Here is a 19,042-nt window from a genome sequence, read left to right as displayed (position 1 = left end):
GGCCAGCGTTAATGGCGGTTAAGAAACTGTAAAGTTAGGTAAAACCCGGCAGAGGGGATCAGCGCTTTCGGGGAAGCTCCAGTGTGATCGCCAGCCCCCCCGCCTCCGGCAATGACGCATGCACACGCCCGCCGTGGCGTTCGATGGCCTGTCTAGTGATGGCGAGACCAAGACCGTATCCGCCTCTCGGCACCGCCTCTTTCCCGCGAGAGAACGGCTGGAAGATCCGTTCGAGCTCATCCCGTTTGACGCCCGGCCCCCGATCCGTGACGCAGATTTTGAGGCGGTCGTCTGCTGTCTCGCAGGACACGGAGATGAACGAATGCTCGGCCGTGTATTTGACCGCGTTACGAACGACGTTTTCCAGCGCCCGGTAGATCAGCTCACCTTCGACCTCGGCCCGGAAGACGCCCTCGACGCTCGTCGTGATCGAGACCTCCCGTGCCTGGGCTTCGAAGGCCGCATCGCCGAGAATTTCGTTCAGCAGCTCGATGACATCGACGATCTGCGTCTTCAGCGGCAGGCCGGATCCCGCCGTCAGCCTGGCAAGCGTCAGAACTTCGCCCACCAGTGCATCGAGCCGTTCGACCTCCCGGTCCATCCGGTCCAGCATGGCGCCGAGTTTGGCCGGGCTTTGCCGGAGCACGCCGACGGCGGCCTGCAGCCGGGACAAAGGCGAACGCAGTTCATGAGAAACGTCGTGAAACAATCTCTGCTGCGCGTCCTGAAGTTCCTGAAGCCGTGCGGCGCTCGAATCGAAGTCATGGGCAAGCGCTGTCACCTCGTCCTTCCGGCCGGCCATCTTTTCGCCGATGCGGAAGTCGAAGCGGCCATGCGCAAGCGCGCTCAAGCCATCGCGCAAATGCACCACGGGGCGGATGAGGTATCGTGCCAGTGCCCAGGCGGATATCGTGCTGGAGATCAGGATCGTGAGCCACGGCATGAACGGGCCAAAATTTTCGAAGGTGAAAGTGGGAGGGGCTGGCAGGAATATCCGATAGCAGAGCCCCTCCTTCAGAACGGACCGCGTATCAGCCGCCTTCGGATCCGAACAGGCATCGGGTTTTGCGGTTTTGGAGATGGTCAGACCGTGCGGCAGCGTCTCGTCACTTGAACGCACGAAATATGCTGCCGCTTCCTCGCCGTCCCTCGCAAGCACATTTGCGGTTAGGTTCAACGCGATCGACCGTCGCTCCTGTTCCAGTTCCCGCGCAAAAGGAACGCCTTGGAGAAGGTTGACGAGCAGGATGATCACGCCGACGGTCGTGGTCAGCGTCAGCCAGATGATCGCGAAGAACTTCCAGAAAAGCCGGGGCATGGTCAATCCACGAGAAGTTGATAGCCCTGACCGCGAACGGACTGGATCCAGGATTGTCCGTCCTCCCTCAGTCCGAGCTTCTGGCGAACGCTGCTGATATGGACGTCGATCCGGCGATCGAACGGGGTGAGCGGCTTGCCGAAGGCGCGCTTGGAAATATCCTGCTTCGACACCAGCTGGCCGGCGCTGCGGGCGAGAACTTCGAGCAGGCTGAACTCCGTGCCGGTCAGCTCCAAAGCTTCGCCGTGCCATTCGGCGCTTCTGCTGCCGGAATGGATCACGAGCTCTCCTGCCCTCACCGTATCAGTCGACAGGCCGGCGGGCGGCTGGCCCGCGCGTCGTAGGATGGCGCGCAGCCTCGCGGCGAGTTCACCCGGCGAACATGGCTTCGGCACATAATCGTCGGCGCCGAGATTGAGACCGGATATCCTGTCCACATCGTCGCCTCTGGCCGTCAGCATCAGAACGGGGACCTGGCTGAGCTTCCGAATTCTTTGGAGAACTTCGATCCCGTTCATTCGGGGCATCATGATGTCGAGCACGATGATGTCGACCGTATTGCCGGCCGCCGCAGCAATGGCGGCGCGGCCATCCGTGTCCGTTACGACATCATATCCTTCCTCGACCAGATACTCCTGCAGAAGTGTCGTCAACTCCGCATCGTCGTCGATCAGGAGAACCTTGTTCATGCGCGTTATCCGTTCTCAGTCCGGCAAGCCATACAGTACAATCGCGCTCATGCGGGTAAGTTTTACTCAACTTAACACTAACTTGACCGCACTTAACGTTCGCCCCGTTACATACCTGCCATGACATCGTCGCGCGCTGAAAGCCCGGTTGCCTTGCATGAGCGGTAATCCTTCAGTCGATTGCGCCGATCGGGAAAGGCACCGATGCCTTGACCACAAGGAGTGCATCGTTGAGAAAACCTTCCAGACTATTCGCGGCCGCCGTCGTTGCGGCCGTACTCGTCTCCCCCCTTCGCAGTCCCATGGCGCAACAGGCTGCGGCAACCGCCCTCACCGTCTCTCTGACCACGCCAGCGCAACGGAACTGGCCCGAGACCGTTCCGGCGAGCGGCTGGCTGAAACCATGGCAGGAAGCCGTCATCGCCTCCGAGACGAGCGGCCTGCGCATAACCGATGTGCTGGTCGATGTCGGATCCGTGGTCACGAAGGGCCAGACGCTCGTCCGGCTTTCCCAGGAGAGTGTGCTCGCCGATCTCCGCAAGCAAGAGGCCGCCGTCGCGACCGCCAAGGCAAGCCTTTCAAAGGCCAAAGCCAATGCCGAGCGGGCGCGGCAGCTCCAGCCCTCAGGGGCACTCTCCGACGAGAAGATCGTCGAATATCTCGCCGACGAGCAGACGGCGACGGCAAGTCTTGCGTCAGAAGAGGCCGCGCTCGACAGCGAAAAGATCAAGCTTGCGCAGACGACCATTGCGGCCGTCGATGACGGCCTCATCACCTCGCGTTCCGCCGATCTCGGTGCTGTCGTCTCCGCCGGCACCGAATTGTTCCGCATGGTTCGCCAGCAGCGGATCGAATGGCAGGCCGAGGTTTCCGCTCGCTACCTCCCACGCATTTCAGAAGGCCTGAGCGTGAAGGTCAACGGGCCTGAAGGCCACGCCATCGAAGGTAAGGTGAGACTTGTCGGGCCCTCTGTCAGCACCGATACCAGCCGGGCAATCGTCTATGTCACGCTGCCGGTCGACGCCCGTCCGCGCACGGGCCTTTATGTTACGGGCGACATCGAGCTCGAGACCTCGCCGGCGCTGACCGTTCCCGAGACCGCAATCGTATTCCGGGACGGGATCAGTTACGTCTTCACCGCAAGCGAGCATCAACGGGTGCAAAGGGTCCGGGTGGAAACCGGCCGCCGCAACAATGGCGAGGTGGAAATCGTCTCCGGCATAGATCGCACATCGAAGGTGGTGGCCTCGGGCGGCGCGTTCCTCGCGGACAATGATGTCGTGAAGATCGCGGAGAAGAACTGATGAACTTTTCGGCATGGTCGATCCGCAACCCCGTCCCAGCAATATTGCTGTTTGTGATGCTGACCGCCGGCGGGCTGCTCGCCTTCAAGAAACTGGCGGTTCAGAACTTCCCCGATATGGATCTTCCGACGATCAGCATTACGGCGACGCTCGATGGCGCGGCGCCGACGCAGCTCGAAACCGAGGTCGCCCGCACCATCGAAGACAGTTTGGCTTCACTCAGCTATCTCGATCATATCACCACGACCATCACCGACGGCACCGTCTCGATCAAGGTTTCCTTCAAGCTGGAGAAAGACAGCGAAGCGGCGCTCAACGAAGTCCGCAATGCCGTCGACAGCGTCAAGGGCGATCTTCCGGCACAGATGGAAACACCAAGCGTCACCAAGGTCACGGTCCAGAGCTCCGCGCTGGTCACCTATGCCGTCCGCTCGACTGCTCTCAACGAAACCGAGCTTTCCTGGTTTGTCGACAATGAACTCACCAAGGCGCTGCTCTCGGTGCCCGGCGTCGGACAGGTCAACCGCATCGGCGGGATCGACCGCGAGGTTCATGTCGATCTCGATCCCGCGACAATGGCGTCGCTCGGGGTCACCGCAGCGACCGTATCGTCGCAGCTGAAGGCGGTGCAGGCGGATACATCGGGCGGCCTCGGCGAAATCGGCGGCACCCGTCAAACGCTGCGCACGCTCGGCGCTCTTCCATCGGTCGAGGCTCTGAAAGAACTGAGAATTCCCTTGGCCAACGGCCAGCAGGTTCGCCTCGACGAAATCGCATCGGTGACGGACAGCTTCGCGGAGCGGTCCTCGATGGCTTATCTCGACGGCAAACCGGTGATCGCGGTCGAGATCAAGCGCTCGAACGGCTTTTCGGACAGCGGCGTCGCCGGCGATGTCGACAAGGCGATCAAGCAGTTCGCCGCTAAACATTCCAATGTCCAGATCGGCGAAGCCTACAGCACGATCGGACCGATCATCGACAATTACGATGGTTCGATGCACATGCTGTATGAAGGGGCGATCCTGGCGATCATCGTCGTCTGGCTCTTCCTTCGCGACTGGCATGCGACGATCCTATCGGCCGTGGCGCTGCCCTTGTCCGTGATCCCGACCTTCCTCGTCATGTATCTCTGCGGCTTCAGCCTCAATATCATCACGCTGCTGGCGCTGTCGCTGGTGGTCGGCATCCTCGTCGACGACGCCATCGTCGAAATCGAGAACATCGCCCGCCACCTGCAGATGGGCAAGCGGCCGATCGATGCCGCGCTCGAAGCCGCTAACGAGATCGGGCTCGCAGTCATCGCAACTACCTTCACGCTGGTCGCGGTCTTCCTGCCGACCGCCTTCATGAGCGGTATTCCGGGACTTTTGTTCCGCCAGTTCGGGGTCACGGCTGCCGTCGCCGTCCTCGCCTCGCTCGTCGTCGCGCGCCTTCTGACGCCGATGATGGCCGCCTATTTCATGAAGGCTGTTCCTCCGACGGAGGAAAAGGACGGCCGCATCATGCGCGCCTATCTGGCCATCGTGAAGGCCGCCATGAATCGCCGGAAGACCACGATGGCCATAACCGCTGTCGTCGTCGCACTTTCGCTGTCCACGATCCCGCTGCTGAAATCCGGCTTCATACCTGCTTCCGACGACGCGCGAACCCAAATCACACTCACCATGCAGCCGGGCGCCACCATCGAGCAGACGGACGCCGCGACCCGGGAAGCCGCCGATATCGTCGGCAAGCTGCAGGACGTTACCCGTGTCTTCTCCTCGGTCGGCTCCGCATCTTCGGGTGGCGGCGCCGACGCCAGTACCACGAGCAGCGTCAATTCCGCCACGATCGTCGCCCTGCTGTCGTCGATCGGCGAGCGTGACCGCAAGCAGTCGGAAATCGAAAACGACATCCGTCAAGCTCTTTCGGTTCTACCAGGCGTGCGTGTCGCAGTCGGCGGCGGCGGCAACGGCACCAAGCTCGAGATCACCTTTGCCAGCGACGATGCCAACGCCCTCGACAGCGCGAGTACTGCGCTCGAAGAGCAGCTCCGCACGCTGAACGGTATCGGTGCGGTGACGTCCACCGCAGCAAGGCAGGCACCCGAGATCCAGATCACGCCCGATTTTGCGCGCGCAGCCGCATTGGGGGTAACGTCGAGCGCTATCGCCGAGGCCGCACGCGTGGCGACGAACGGGGAATATTCCGCCAACCTGCCGAAGCTCAACCTGCCGCAGCGCCAGGTGCCGATCGTCGTCCGCTTCAGCCCGGAGACCCGCACCAGCCTGGATGATATCAAGAACATGCGGGTGGCGGGCACGAACGGCAATGTCGATCTCGGATCGATTGCCGATATCCGCATCGGCGGCAGCCCCTCCGAGATCGACCGCATCGACCGGATGCGCAATGTCACCCTATCGGTCGAACTCAACGGCCGCATCCTCGGCGACGTCAACCGCGAGGCACAGGCGCTGCCGGCGCTGCAGCATCTGCCCTCGGGCGTCACACTTGTCGAGCAGGGCGAACTTCAGCGCAGCTCGGAACTGTTCCAGAGCTTCGCGCTCGCAATGGCGATCGGCGTCTTCTGCATCTATGCGGTCCTCGTCCTGCTCTTCCATGATTTCCTGCAGCCGCTCACCCTGTTGATGGCTCTGCCGCTCTCGCTCGGCGGTGCGCTCGTGCCGCTGGTGGTGACAGGGACCAGCTTCTCGCTGGCTGCCGTGATCGGGCTGCTCATGCTGATGGGCGTGGTGACGAAGAACTCGATCCTGCTGATCGAATATGCGATCATGTCGCGCCGCCAGGGCATGTCCAGATTCGATGCCCTCGTGGATGCCTGCCACAAACGCGCCCGGCCGATCGTCATGACCACCATCGCCATGGCTTGCGGCATGCTTCCGGTCGCTCTCAGCCTGACCGGCGGCGATTCGAGCTTCCGGCAGCCGATGGCGATCGTGGTCATCGGCGGCGTGATGATGTCGACGCTGCTCAGCCTCGTCGTCATCCCCGTCATCTTCACCTTCGTCGATGACTTGGACGAGGCGCTCAAACGGTTGTTGCGCCGGATCGGGCTGGCCCAGGAGATCGCCGAGGATAAACCGGAGGCCTCCAACGATCACGCCGCGATCGCCTTCAAATCCGAGCAATCGAAGCGAGGACACGGCCAGAGATAATCTTCTCGTCGAACTATCGGCCAGATGCTCCGCACCGATACGGACGACACCTGGCGACTTTCATGGCAACCTCTTCGGTCAAATTCCCTCCCCCGGAAAGAGACCGCGGGACGTATATCCCCCGCTGGCGGCCTCGCGCCGCCAGCGCGTCCTGCATCCTCTGAAAAAGCGATAGCCCAGGCATTCGTCATCTTCGCTGCAGTTGCGCTCGGACCTTTCGGCTGCACCGAGTTCCTACCGGCGGCGCCTCGCCTGAGCCGCGGAAAGAACCTTTACCAAACTTTACACTTCCTTAACCGCGCTTAACATCCGCAGAGCTATTGAACTCGACCTCAGTCTATCCGGAGTGTCGGGTGTCCAAGGCACATCGAAATATCCGCTGCTGCCGTTTTGCGGAGCGGAAAGCCATATACTCCGGGACACCGCGGCGGGGTCTCAATCTCAATTCGGAATTTTTCCACTATTTTACTCTCGGCCGATCCGGAGTTATTCCGTTGCTTCAGAGTTTCATTCAGAATCACTGCGTGTCAATTGCGCATTTGCTGGGCCATAAGATCCACTCAGGCCGCGCAGAAAATCTTCGAATAGAGCGTGACGCTCTATCGGAAGACATTTCAATTGGGGGAACGGGGTGATCGATCATGATGAGGGCACGTTTGCCGGGCAAATCGAACAGTTCAATACTCTTTTTGCACGGCGCACCGGCTGTTGCTGAACTTGCCCACGTGATGACAATGGCGTCATCGCCCCGAAACGGGCAAGGTGCCGCTGGCGTAGCTGACCACCCCGAGCAAGCGATACCAATCCGGCCATTGCGGATCGACAGCAACGGGCCGTCGGCGCCCTGCTCGTAGAATTGGGATGGGCCGCAGCAAAGCGCGCTTTCTCCGCCTGCCGCGTACCCTGCATGCCGGCCACATGGTAATGGCCGTTGCGCTCGACATGGGAGAGGCCAGGCAGCGAGACTAGCGCCAGAACCTGCTGCACAGCGAGCCCACCTGCCAGATCAGGTCCTCGCCCGAAAGGAACACTCCGCCGGAACGCAGGCGGATGGACATGTCTTCCCGGCTTAAAGCACTTCGGTTGATGTGCCGTCAGAATGGCGGCGACGCATCTCAGATGTTCTTTATTCCTCGCAATCTGAGCCCACGAGTAGCGGCCGCGCCCGATGCTCGCGAAAATACACGGAGGCCTGCTTCGTCGTGGCCCTTTTTTACTGCTGGCCTGGCGGCCTACGCCCGTACAATTCTATTAATTCGAAGTGGCTAATATATCGAACAACTTCATCGTGATATTCAGTCCTTGACGGCTGCGAGCGGCTGTAGCACGGAGGGTAAAATGTTTCGATTGAGCGTTCGGCTCGCATTTTTAGCTGCTTGTGCGTTGGAGCTGCCGTTGAGCATGGCAGCAGCGGCCGATGATCCGCAGATTGCGCGCGGCGAATATCTCGTCACGATCGGCGGGTGCAACGACTGCCACACGCCGGGATATTTCTTCGGAAAGCCGGACACCGCGCGATTTCTCGGTGGATCGGATGTTGGCTTTGAAATCCCGGGACAGGGCGTTTTTGTCGGCCGCAACATTACGCCTGACAAGGAGACCGGCATCGGGAGCTGGACCAGGGAACAGATTGTGACTGCCCTTCAGTCCGGGCAGCGGCCGGACGGTCGCATCCTGGCGCCAATCATGCCATGGCATGCATTCGCGCAGCTCACCGACGAGGACGTGACATCAATTGCAGCGTACCTTCAAAGCTTGAAACCAATAACTAATCAGGTCCCCGGACCCTTCAAGCCGGGGGAGAAGGTTTCAACTTTTTTGTTCCGGATCTTGCCGCCGGGTGAAACCGCAGCCAGCGCGCCAAACTAGAAAGTGACGGGTGCTGCGAGTCACCGGCCGCTCCTGGCGCGCCAGGCGGCGAATTCCTCGAGATTGCGCGGCTGCGTCGCCGGATAGAGACCGATGATGGACTGGCCGGCCAGCACGCGCTCGGTCACGAAGTCCTCATAGGCGGTCATTTCCACGGCTTCCTCGGCAATCTCGTCGGCCAGCTCCGCCGGAATGACGATCACCGCTTCGTCGTCGCCGACCATGATATCGCCGGGCCAGACCGCCACATCGCCGCAGCCGATCGGCACATTGATGTCGAGCGCCTGGTGCAGCGTCAGGTTCGTCGGCGCCGAGGGCCGGTTGTGATAGGCAGGGATCGCCAGCCCCGCTATTTCGGGGCTGTCGCGGAAACCGCCATCGGTAACGACACCCGCTACGCCGCGCACCATCAGCCGCGTGACGAGGATTGAGCCGGCGGAGGCGGCGCGTGGATTCTTACGGCTGTCCATCACCAGCACGGCGCCCGGCGGGCAGCTTTCGACGCAGGCGCGCTGCGGGTGTTCCGGATTACGGAAAACTTCGAGCTTGTTCAGGTCCTCGCGCGCCGGAATGTAGCGCAGCGTATAAGCCGGGCCGACCATGTTGCGGCCTTTGCGGGCGACCGGCTGCACGTCCTGGATGGTCTGATTGCGCAGGCCACGCTTGAAGAGCGCCGTGCTGATGGTGGCGACGCTCACTCGCATGAGCTTGTCGCGCGTACTGTCAGAAAGTGTCGTCATGCATGTCCTCCTAGAAAATGTCCGGTTCTCCTGCTGCCGCTCCGAATTCGGGCAGCAGATAATCGAAATCGCAACCCTTGTCGGCCTGGCTGACATGGGAGGCGTACATCCAACCGTAGCCGCGGCCGAAACGATCCGCCGGCTTCATCCAGGCGGCGCTCCGCCGGGCGAGCTCCGCCTCATCGACCAGCATGTCCAGCCGGCGGTTGGGGATGTCGATCCTGACGATGTCGCCGTTGCGCAGCAGGGCGAGCGGCCCGCCGACATGGGCCTCGGGCGCCACATGCAGCACGCAGGCGCCGTAGCTGGTGCCGCTCATGCGCGCATCCGACAGCCGCAGCATGTCGCGATGTCCTTGCTTCAGCAGCGCCTTGGGCATCGGCAGCATGCCCCATTCCGGCATGCCGGGGCCGCCGAGCGGTCCAGCATTGCGCAACACCATCACATGATCAGGCGTTACATCGAGCGTCTCGTCCTCGACCGCCGCCTTCATGTCGGGGTAACTGTCGAAGACCAGAGCCGGGCCTTGATGGACATGGAAGCGCGGGTCGCAGGCCACCGGCTTGATCACCGCGCCGTCGGGCGCCAGATTTCCCTTGAGCACGGCAAGCGAGCCTTCCGGATAGATCGGATTGGAAAGCGGCCGGATCACGTCGTCATTATAGATCTTTGCTTCGGTGAGCGCCGCGCCCAGCGTTTCCCCCGAAACTGTCAATGCGTCGAGATCGAGCCGCTCGCGGATCTGCGCCATCAGCGCCAGAAGACCGCCTGCATAGTAGAAGTCCTCCATCAGATAGGTCTTTCCGGACGGGCGGACATTGGCGACCACCGGAGTGACGCGGCCTAGCGCGTCGAGATCGTCAAGCGTCAGCGCGACCCCTGCCCTGCGCGCCATGGCCAAAAGATGGATGACGGCGTTGGTCGAACAGCCGGTCGCCATGGCGACCGTCGCCGCATTGCGAATAGCCCCCGGGGTGATAATCCGGTCCGGCGTCAGATCTTCCCAGACCATTTCCACGATTCGCCGTCCCGTCTGGGCCGACATGCGGATATGGTTGGCATCGGGCGCGGGAATGGACGAGACCCCCGTCAGCGTAAGTCCCATCGCATCGGCAATCGCCGTCATCGTCGAGGCGGTGCCCATCGTCATGCAATGGCCGTAGGAGCGCGCGATGCCGGCCTCGATGCCGGCCCATTGCTTGTCTGATATCGTGCCAGCGCGCCGCTCATCCCAGTATTTCCAGGCATCCGAGCCGGAACCGAGATGCTGGCCCGCATAGTTGCCGCGCAGCATCGGCCCCGCCGGCAGGTAGATCATCGGCACGCCGGCGCTGAGCGCGCCCATGATCAGGCCAGGCGTGGTCTTGTCGCATCCTCCCATCAGCACCACGCCATCGACAGGATGGGCGCGGATCTGCTCTTCGGTCTCCATCGCCAGGAGATTGCGGTAGAGCATGGTCGTTGGCTTCATGAAGTTTTCCGACAGCGCCAGCGCCGGCATTTCCACCGGGAAGCCGCCCGTCTGCAGCACGCCACGCTTCACGTCTTCGACGCGATGCTTGAAATGGGCGTGGCAGGGATTGAGGTCCGACCACGTGGACAGGATGCCGATCAGCGGCTTGCCGGCCCAGTCGACGGCATCATAGCCCATCTGCATGAGGCGTGAGCGATGGCCGAAGCCGCGCAGGTCCTCGGAGGCGAACCAGCGCGCCGACCGCAATGCCCCCGGCGCCTTACTGATTTTCAGGGACATGCCGACATGCCTCCGTCTTCCTAAAGTCTGTGATCATTGATGTACCTCGAAGCGTCCGAGGCCCGAAAGATACAGGGGCCCGTCAATTCCTCAAGCCTGCCCAGGCGGCCTGGATGCGCTGGCTGGCAAGATCGAATATGCGCAACACCTGCATGACGCCAGCGATGTCACCTGGCTGCTCCCGTCCGCCAATACCTTATGGGCAAATACCAGTTCTCCATCGCCGAGGATGAACTGACCTTCATCCTGCCGGTGCGCCGACCTAAGGTCGGTCCCGGTCATCGAGGTCAAGCTCACCACGAGCGTGGCCGGCATTCAAAATTGAGGTGCAGTTGCCTGAGGGGACGGCGCCCGCTCAGGAAAACGGCTCGGTCGGCCCCGCAGCCGGAGTGGTGAACCAGCACGGTCCTTCGGCGGTCATGTAGATATGATCCTCCAGCCGGATCCCAAATTTTTCGGGAAAGACGATCATCGGTTCGTTGGAAAAACACATGCCGGCCGCAAGCGGCGTGTCGTTGCCGCGAACAATATAGGGCTCTTCATGGATTTCCAGCCCGAGGCCATGACCGGCGCGATGCGGCAGTCCCGGCAGGCGATAGTCGGGGCCGAGCGAATGCTTGGCGAGCGCCTTGCGGGCCGCATTGTCGAGGCTCGAGCAGGCAGCGCCGATCCGGGCAGCGTCGAACACGGCCTGCTGCGCCTCGCGTTCGATCCACCAGGCACTTTCAAAGGCGCCGTTGCCGCCGCCGAGCATATAGGTTCTGGTGATATCGGAATGATAACCGTCGATCCGGCAGCCGGTGTCAACGAGAATGACGTCGTCGTCGCCGAGGATCTGATCGCCGTCTGCGCCATGCGGCAGCGAGGTTGCTAGCCCGAAGGAGACGATTGCGAATGTCGAGCCGTCATCGGCGCCGGCCTGGCGATGCTGCCGATCGATGAAATCGACCACCTCGGATGAGGTGATGCCCGGCTTCAACAGCGAATGCACCTGCCTGTGCACGTTGAGCGTCAGGTTCATCGCATACTGGATCAGCGCAATCTCCGCGGCGGATTTGATGCGACGCAGGCCACGGATCAGCCGGCCGCCATCGGCGAGCCTTTCGGCGCCCATCGCCGCCGCCAAGGCGTGATAGAAGAAAAGCGGCAGGCCGTCATCAAGGGCAAGCCTGCCGCCTCGGCCGACAAGGTGGGAAATGAGTGAAGCACTGCTCTCCTCCTCTTCCCATACCAGAATTTCTCCCGGCAGGTGCGGAAGGGTTTCGACACGGCTGCGCTCGAAACCGGGAACGATATAGGAAACGGCCGTCGGCGTGACGAGCGCGCCGAGAAACCTTTCGCTCGGATGCCAGACGAGGCCGGTAAAATATCGCAGGCTTTCGGTCGGGCCGAGAAGCATGCCGGCCAGTCCCTCGGCGTCGATCGCCTCTCGAAGCCTGGAAAGGCGATCCTGCCGCTCCTCCTCGGTGATGCGGAGTATGGGGTGCTGCCACGACATGTGCTTTTCCTGTTCTTTCCTTTTCTGGCCATCCCGGCGGCGCTTCAGGACAGGTCGATCGCCACCGGCCGGTCGAGGTTGCGGGCGAGATAGTCCTGGATCTGGCGGACGATCTGGCCGGCGTGGGCGATGGCCAGCCGATCTGAGCGCTCGGCGTCGCCGGCCTCGATGGCGGCGATGATTTCCTCGTGTTCATCGACATATTGCCGGGGCAGCCGGTCGTCGAAGGTCGAATAATAAAGGCGAAGTATGCGCCGGCCTTCGTCGAGCAGTTTGGCGAAGAAGGCCGTGTAATAGGTATTGCCGGCAAGCTCGGCGATCGCCACGTGGAATTCACGGTTGGCCTCGATCATCGCATAGGCGTCGCGCTTAGCAACCGCTCCGGCGAAGTCCTTCTGGTGCCGGCGGATGGTTTCCATGATCGCGTCGTTCCGCCGCCCGGCGGCCCCGCGCGTCGTCACCCGGTACATCAGCGTCAGCGCTTCGAAATAGGTGGGCAGGTTGGCGAAATCGATCGGCGCAACGATCGTGTTCCGGTTCGGCAGCGTCGTGACCAGCCCGTCGGCGGCAAGGCGCAACAGCGCTTCGCGAATAGGTGTCCTCGACATTCCGAAACGTTCCGACAGCCGCACCTCATCGAGCGGGCTGCCGGGTTCCAGCGCCATCGACAGGATCTCCCGGCGCAGCGCGGCATAGATGCTCTGCGTGCCGGAACCGCGCACCCGCACATTTTCCACGTCGTTCTGCATGCGTCCCTCCCCTTGATGAGAGCCTTGTAATGCGTTTTGGCCGATTTCGGCAACGCCCCAACAATGGCGATTGAGTCTTGTCGACAGTTTGTATATAACAAACCGACTTTAACGGAGTTTCAATCGATGACAACAGGATGGAAGGGCGTATTTCCCGCCGTAACGACGCAATTCAACGAAGATCTTTCCGTGGATCTTTCCGCAACCCAGCGTGTTCAGGACGCGCTCGTCAACGACGGCGTCAATGGGCTGATCGTCATGGGCACATGTGGTGAGAACAACTCGCTCGATCCCGATGAGAAGCGTACGATCCTCAAAGCCGCCGTCGAGGTCGTCAACGGCCGCGTCCCCGTCGTGACGGGCGTCTCCGAATTCGATACGCGCCGTGCCGTCGCCTATGCCCGCGACGCCGAAAAACTCGGCGCCGACGGGCTGATGCTGCTGCCGGCCATGGTTTATGTGCCGAAGCCCGAAGAGCTGATCGCGCATTTCCGCACCGTCGCCGAAGCGACCTCGCTGCCGATCATGCTCTACAACAATCCGCCGGCCTACCGCGTCAACATCGGCGCCGATGTGCTGAAGGTGCTTGCCGATGTGCCCAATATCAAGGCGGTCAAGGAAAGCGCGCCGGATCCGCGCCGCTTCACCGATCTCATCAATGAATTCGGCGACCGTTTCGATATTTTCGCCGGCCTAGACGACGTCGCGCTCGAAGGCCTGATGCTCGGCGCCAAGGGCTGGGTCTCGGGGCTGACCAGCGCCTTCCCGGAGGAATCCGTGCAGCTCGTTGCCGCCGCCGAACGAGGCGATTGGGAAGAGGCCCGCAGGATCTACCGCTGGTTCATGCCGCTTCTGCATCTCGATGCCGAGCATGACCTCGTGCAGTCGATCAAGCTCGCCGAGCAGATCATGGGCCGCGGCTCGGAGCGCGTCCGCATGCCGCGCCTGCCGCTTTCAGGGGCACGGCGCACCGAAGTCACCGCCATGGTCGAGAAGGCTGCCGCGACGCGTCCTTCGAAACTCGCCAACGCCGCCTGAGATTACGAGGCCGGCAGCGCAGATGAGCTGCCGGCCTTTCCATCCCTCGCTCTAAGTGACCGGAGCCTTGCCGGATCGGGTCAGGCTGTTGCGGCTGACCAGCGACGGCATCTGGAAAATATGCTCCGCGCCGGCGCGGCCCTCTATTCTCGAAATCAACGTCCGGGTGGCGACCTGACCGAGCTCCCTGCCCGATTGATCGATGCTTGCGAGATTGACGAGGCCGAGCGCTGCGGTCGACGAATTGTCATATCCGATGACGGCAAGATCCTCGGGCACACGCACACCCATCTCCATCGCCAGGCTCAGAAGGGTGATGGCGTCGAGATCGCTCCAGCAGAATACGGCGCGCGGCCTGTTCTTTCTCGACAGGAACTTTCGCATCGTTTCCTCCCGCTTTGGCGGGGCAATCGGAATTTTAGTGATCGGCGCAGACGATCCCAGTCCGGCACGTTGCATCGCCCGGCGGAAGCCGATCTCGCGCTGGCGCACGACAGAGACCTGGTGCCCCTCACGCTCGCCGAGGCTCAGCATTTCGATGTCGCGATAGCCGCAGGCAAGCAGCGCTTCCACCGCAATCTCGGCTCCACGCTGGTCGTCGGCATTGACCGTATCGAAGGCCGTGGCGCCGGCATCGTGATAACCGACGGCGACGATCGGTATCTGAGCCGCGAATTTTGCGATGATGTCCGAAGGCAGGCGCGGCGCAACCAGGATCAGGCCGTCCATCTTGTAGTCGATCATCGACTCGATCAACGACGTCTCCAGCTGTACGCGCGCATCACTGACGCCGATCATCGCCTGGTAATGCGAAGGCGCCAGCACGCCGTTTACACCGGCAATCACCTCCGGCAGGAAGGGGTTGCGGATGTCGATCAAAAGCACGCCGATGGTGAAACTCCGGCCGCGCAACCCGCGCGCCGCCCGTGAGGGCCGATATCCAAGCGCTTCAATAGCGTCGGTCACTCTTGCCCGCAGCGCTTCGCTGACGCCGTAAGCGTTGCGCATCACCTTCGAGACCGCGGCGACCGATACGCCTGCATGCGTTGCCACCGTCCGGATCGTCACGCGATCATTTCGTTGCAGTCTTTTTTTCTCTTCGATCGACATGAAATCTCTGGACTTGCGCTGCGGGCGGTCACAATCGCCCTTACAAACACCATGGCAGACTGGTGACGAAATTTCTATTGCGCTTCCGAAAAAAATGTAGAACGTTATATGGAGAACGTTCTACATCTCTGTGGGAGGACTTGATGAACTTTCAGCCGGCAGCCATCGACGGCAATCTCGTTTCTCGCGCCTGGTCCGGAGAGATGATCGCACCACTGTCGGACCGCGGCCAGGGAACGGCCGCAAGCTTCGTCTCGAAGACCTTCGATCATGACGGCACCGACCTTCCGATCGAACTCTTCATCTCGGCACTCGGCCTCTATCGCTGCTTCATCAACGGCACCCGCGTCGGCAACGATCTGCTGACGCCCGGCTGGACGAATTACGACGCCCGCATTGCCTATCAGCGATACGACATCTCGAGATTTCTGAAGTCAGGCATCAACCGGATAGAAATCTGGCTCGCCGACGGATGGTACCGCTCGCCCATCATGTGGGGCGCCCAGGCTATTCCCAACTGCTGGGGCGACAGGATCGGGGCCATTGCGGATCTGGTCGGCCCCAGCGGCATCATTCTTTCCACCGACACGACCTGGCAAAGCGGCCTTCTGCCGATCCAGAAGTCGGGGATCTATTTCGGTGAGATTTACGACGCACGCCTGGAAAAGGTCGCCGAAACCCACGGGACCGAGCGATTGCCGTTCGACACGGGGCTGCTCGTCGCGCATGAGACGGCAGCGGTGCGGGAGCTGCAGCCGCTCGCCCCCATCGAAACCTGGACCGATCATGAAGGCAGGACGATCTATGATTTCGGCCAGAATGTCGGCGGCTACGTCAGATACACGGTCCGTGGCGTCACCGGCACCGAAGTGCGGGTCGAGCACTCGGAAGTCCTTGGACCGGAACGCCATTTCGACAATCGCAACTATCGCGCGGCCGCCGCGCATACCCTCTATACGCTCAGCGGAGGTGGTGACGAGACCTATGCGCCGCATTTCACCTTTCACGGCTTCCGTTATGCCAGGGTGACGATCAAAGGCGATGCGGAGATTGTTGAAATCGCGTCGATCCCAATCTCCTCGGTGCCGGAACCGGCGGGCGGCTTCACCTCGGGCAATCCTCTCGTCAATCGCCTGGTTGAAAATACCATCTGGTCGCAGCGCGCCAATTTCATCGAAGTGCCCACAGATTGCCCGCAACGCGACGAACGGCTCGGCTGGACGGGTGATGCCCAAGTCTTTGCCGCGACGGCCTGTTGGCTGAGCGACAGCCAGTCCTTCCTCAAGAAATATCTGCGCGATGTGATGGCCGACCAGCGCGAGGACGGCGCCGTTTCGCATTTCTCGCCCGACCCGACGCGTCTGCACCCCGGCAATTTCCCGGGCTATGCCGGCTCGACCGGCTGGGGCGACGCGATTGTCGTGATCCCCTGGGTCCTCTACACCCATTACGGCGACCGGTCCGTTCTTTCGGAGTGCCTGGGCTCGATGGTGCGCTGGGTCGATTTCGTCTGGTCCATCTCGGACGGCCCGATTGTCCATCCGCCCTCGCATTGGGGCGCCCGCGGCTTCACCTTCGGCGACTGGCTGCAGCCGGTCGGCGACAACAGAAAGCCGCGCCCGACCATTGCCGACGATTGTGCGGCGACCCTATACCACTTCATTTCGACGGATCTTCTAGCAAAGATCGCTGGTGTTCTCGGCGAGCATGCGCTCGAAGAGCAGATGAAGGGCCGCGCCGACAAGATCCGGCTGGCTTTTGCCAACGAGTTCATCACGCCGGCCGGGCGGCTCGCCCATAACGATCAGACATCCTATGCGCTGGCCTTCCTGTATGACCTGATACCGGGTGAGCATCATGAGGCCGCCCGGCGACATTTCAGGCAGGTGGTCGTCGATGCCGACTACAAGATCGGCACTGGCTTCATCGGCACGCCGGCCCTTTTGCCGGCGCTGACGAAACTCGGCATGGACGACCTCGCCGAAAAAGTCTTCCTGCAGGAGGATGTGCCGGGCTGGCTCTACCAGGTTTCAAAGGGGGCGACGACGATTTGGGAGCGCTGGGATTCGATGGCGCCCGACGGCACCATCTACGAACCCGACATGAACAGCTATAACCACTATGCCTATGGCGCGGTCTGCCAATGGCTGTTCGAATGTGTCGCCGGCATTTCGCCGAGCCCGGCCGCACCCGGCTTTGCCGAAGTGATCGTCGACCCGGCGCCGATCCCGTCGCTTTCGCCGGTTTCGGCCTATCACGATATCAGCCAAGGGCGCATTGAGGCCGGCTGGCATTGCACCGGCAGCGAGGTCACCTATGTGCTGACGCTTCCGGAGGGTTGCGTCGGCCGCTTCCGGCCCGGCCGGCGGCACCACAATGCGTCACTCAATGGCGAGCCTGTCATCGAGGAGACGGTTCTTCCCCCAGGCACGCATAGGCTGGTCTTTTCCCTACCCGATTATTGAGGAGCATACAGGTCAAACCGTTCAGAGGAGGAACGTCATGACACATCGGATAAAGCTCATTCTTGCCGGCGCATCCGCGCTTCTGGCCTTGGCCGCGGCCGGCCCGTCGCAGGCCGAAGTCACGCTGTCATTCCTGATCGACAACAACCCCGATACGGTCGCGGCGGCCGAGGCGCTGGTTGCCGCCTATCAAAGCAAGGCACCCGACGTGACGATCGAGATCGAGCAGAGGCCGGGCGGTGGCGAAGGCGACAATATCGTCAAGACGCGTCTGGCGACGGGGGAGATGTCCGATGTGTTCCTGTATAATTCCGGGTCGCTCTTGCAGGCGCTGAAGCCGACGCAGACGCTTGTCGATCTGAGCGGTCTCGCCTCGCAGGCGAAGGTGTCCGGCGACTTCAAGGCCGTCGTTAGTGCCGACGGCAAAGTCTATGGCGCCCCCTTCGGTACGGCGATGGCCGGCGGGATTCTCTACAACAGGAAGATCTACCAGGACCTCGGCCTCTCGGTGCCAAAGACATGGGCGGAGTTCATGGCGAACAACGCCAAGGTCAAGGCATCGGGCAAGGTCGCAGTCGCGCAAACCTATCGCGATACCTGGACCTCGCAGCTATTCGTATTGGCCGACTATTACAACCTGCATGCTGCCGTTCCGAACTTCGCTGCCGACTATACCGCCAACAAGGCGAAATACGCAGAGACGCCGGCAGCGATGAAAGGCTTCGAACGCCTGAAGGAAGTTCATGACGCCGGGCTGACGAATGAAGACTTCGGCGCAGCAAGCTATGATGACGGGTTGAGAATGGTGGCCACCGGCGAGGCGGCGCACTATCCGATGCTGAGCTTTGCGGTCGGCGCGATTAAACAGAATTATCCTGAAAACCTTCGCGATGTCGGCTTCTTCGCCCAGCCGAGCGATGAGGCAGCCACGAACGGCCTGACGGTCTGGATGCCGCCTGGCCTCTATATTCCGGCCACCAGCCAGCACGCCGAGGAAGCAAAGAAGTTCATTGATTTTGCCGGCAGCGTCGAAGGCTGCAAGGTGATGGTAGAAACCAACGCCGTGCAAGGGCCCTCCCTCGTCGACGGTTGCGATCTCCCGGCGGACGTGCCGCCTGCAATCAAGGACATGCTTCCTTATTTCGAGGCCAAAGACAAAACGACGCCAGCGCTGGAGTTCGTTTCGCCGGTCAAGGGCCCGGCGTTGGAGCAGATCACCGTCGAAGTCGGTTCCGGCATCCGTCAGCCTGCGGAAGCCGCCAAGCTCTATGACGAGGATGTGCGCAAACAGGCCAAGCAACTCGCCCTGCCCAACTGGTAGCGGACGCTCGGGCCATCAACCTCGCTCCTGAAG

At 61.7% G+C, this 19,042-nt stretch carries 13 protein-coding genes and 2 pseudogenes; 7 read left to right on the top strand and 8 right to left on the bottom strand.

Translation table 11 applies throughout. The annotated features are described in order from the left end of the window. Positions 1-58 precede the first annotated feature (58 nt). Together ACQ7C1_RS24485 and ACQ7C1_RS24480 are read right to left on the bottom strand one after the other, a co-directional pair. Positions 59-1,318 carry a HAMP domain-containing sensor histidine kinase gene (locus ACQ7C1_RS24485; RefSeq protein WP_430960121.1) on the bottom strand — a complete coding sequence of 420 codons (1,260 nt, stop codon included), beginning with the start codon at positions 1,316-1,318 and terminating at the stop codon, positions 59-61. Between the two features lie 2 nt (positions 1,319-1,320). Further along, on the bottom strand, positions 1,321-2,007 hold the full coding sequence (locus tag ACQ7C1_RS24480; protein ID WP_430960120.1) for a response regulator: 687 nt from the start codon (positions 2,005-2,007) through the stop codon (positions 1,321-1,323). Between the two features lie 230 nt (positions 2,008-2,237). Between ACQ7C1_RS24480 and ACQ7C1_RS24475 the strand changes: the two genes are divergently transcribed. Next, positions 2,238-3,311 carry an efflux RND transporter periplasmic adaptor subunit gene (locus tag ACQ7C1_RS24475; RefSeq protein WP_430960119.1) on the top strand — a complete coding sequence of 358 codons (1,074 nt, stop codon included), beginning with the start codon at positions 2,238-2,240 and terminating at the stop codon, positions 3,309-3,311. Further along, entirely contained in the window at positions 3,311-6,466 is a 3,156-nt protein-coding gene (locus tag ACQ7C1_RS24470) for an efflux RND transporter permease subunit (protein WP_430960118.1), read from the top strand. Before ACQ7C1_RS24475 ends, ACQ7C1_RS24470 begins: the two co-directional genes overlap by 1 nt. Before the next feature lie 729 nt (positions 6,467-7,195). On the opposite strand, the pseudogene ACQ7C1_RS24465 reads toward ACQ7C1_RS24470, so the two are convergent. Beyond that, a pseudogene (locus ACQ7C1_RS24465) lies at positions 7,196-7,521 on the bottom strand (mandelate racemase); the annotation flags it as partial. Positions 7,522-7,804: 283 nt separating this feature from the next. On the opposite strand from ACQ7C1_RS24465, the gene ACQ7C1_RS24460 reads away from it, so the two are divergent. Further along, complete coding sequence (locus ACQ7C1_RS24460; RefSeq protein ID WP_430960117.1) at positions 7,805-8,335, top strand: c-type cytochrome; 531 nt, start codon at positions 7,805-7,807, stop codon at positions 8,333-8,335. 20 nt (positions 8,336-8,355) lie between these two features. On the opposite strand, the gene ACQ7C1_RS24455 is transcribed toward ACQ7C1_RS24460, so the two are convergent. Together ACQ7C1_RS24455 and araD are read right to left on the bottom strand one after the other, a co-directional pair. Beyond that, positions 8,356-9,075, bottom strand: a complete 720-nt coding sequence (locus tag ACQ7C1_RS24455; RefSeq protein ID WP_430960116.1) for a ribonuclease activity regulator RraA — start codon at positions 9,073-9,075, stop codon at positions 8,356-8,358. Between the two features lie 10 nt (positions 9,076-9,085). Continuing rightward, a complete protein-coding gene (araD, locus tag ACQ7C1_RS24450) occupies positions 9,086-10,828 on the bottom strand; it encodes an L-arabinonate dehydratase (RefSeq protein ID WP_430960115.1) in 1,743 nt (580 codons plus the stop codon). Between the two features lie 112 nt (positions 10,829-10,940). On the opposite strand from araD, the pseudogene ACQ7C1_RS24445 reads away from it, so the two are divergent. Next, positions 10,941-11,153 (top strand): annotated as a pseudogene (locus ACQ7C1_RS24445) (alpha-L-fucosidase); the annotation flags it as partial. 30 nt (positions 11,154-11,183) lie between these two features. Here ACQ7C1_RS24445 and ACQ7C1_RS24440 read toward each other — a convergent pair. After that, complete coding sequence (locus ACQ7C1_RS24440; RefSeq protein ID WP_430960114.1) at positions 11,184-12,326, bottom strand: M24 family metallopeptidase; 1,143 nt, start codon at positions 12,324-12,326, stop codon at positions 11,184-11,186. 44 nt (positions 12,327-12,370) lie between these two features. Further along, positions 12,371-13,075 carry a GntR family transcriptional regulator gene (locus ACQ7C1_RS24435; protein WP_430960113.1) on the bottom strand — a complete coding sequence of 235 codons (705 nt, stop codon included), beginning with the start codon at positions 13,073-13,075 and terminating at the stop codon, positions 12,371-12,373. A 126-nt stretch (positions 13,076-13,201) separates the two neighbouring features. Between ACQ7C1_RS24435 and ACQ7C1_RS24430 the strand changes: the two genes are divergently transcribed. Next, positions 13,202-14,113: a dihydrodipicolinate synthase family protein gene (locus tag ACQ7C1_RS24430; RefSeq protein WP_430960112.1), complete on the top strand. Its 912-nt coding sequence runs from the start codon at positions 13,202-13,204 to the stop codon at positions 14,111-14,113. Between the two features lie 51 nt (positions 14,114-14,164). Here the strand turns inward: ACQ7C1_RS24430 and ACQ7C1_RS24425 are convergent, their stop codons facing one another. Beyond that, the gene (locus tag ACQ7C1_RS24425) at positions 14,165-15,223 is read right to left on the bottom strand and encodes a LacI family DNA-binding transcriptional regulator (RefSeq protein WP_430960111.1); all 1,059 of its coding nucleotides are present in this window, start codon (positions 15,221-15,223) and stop codon (positions 14,165-14,167) included. 143 nt (positions 15,224-15,366) lie between these two features. On the opposite strand from ACQ7C1_RS24425, the gene ACQ7C1_RS24420 reads away from it, so the two are divergent. Both ACQ7C1_RS24420 and ACQ7C1_RS24415 read left to right on the top strand, forming a co-directional pair. Continuing rightward, positions 15,367-17,688 (top strand): family 78 glycoside hydrolase catalytic domain, encoded by a 2,322-nt coding sequence (locus ACQ7C1_RS24420; protein ID WP_430960110.1) that lies wholly within the window; start codon positions 15,367-15,369, stop codon positions 17,686-17,688. A 37-nt stretch (positions 17,689-17,725) separates the two neighbouring features. Beyond that, positions 17,726-19,009 (top strand): ABC transporter substrate-binding protein, encoded by a 1,284-nt coding sequence (locus ACQ7C1_RS24415; protein WP_430960109.1) that lies wholly within the window; start codon positions 17,726-17,728, stop codon positions 19,007-19,009. Positions 19,010-19,042 lie beyond the last annotated feature (33 nt).

The organism is Rhizobium sp. Nf11,1, from assembly GCF_050587665.1.
Lineage (GTDB): Bacteria > Pseudomonadota > Alphaproteobacteria > Rhizobiales > Rhizobiaceae > Rhizobium.
The sequence above is the reverse complement of the archived record's forward strand: the minus strand, read 5'-3'. Positions and strand labels throughout refer to the sequence as shown.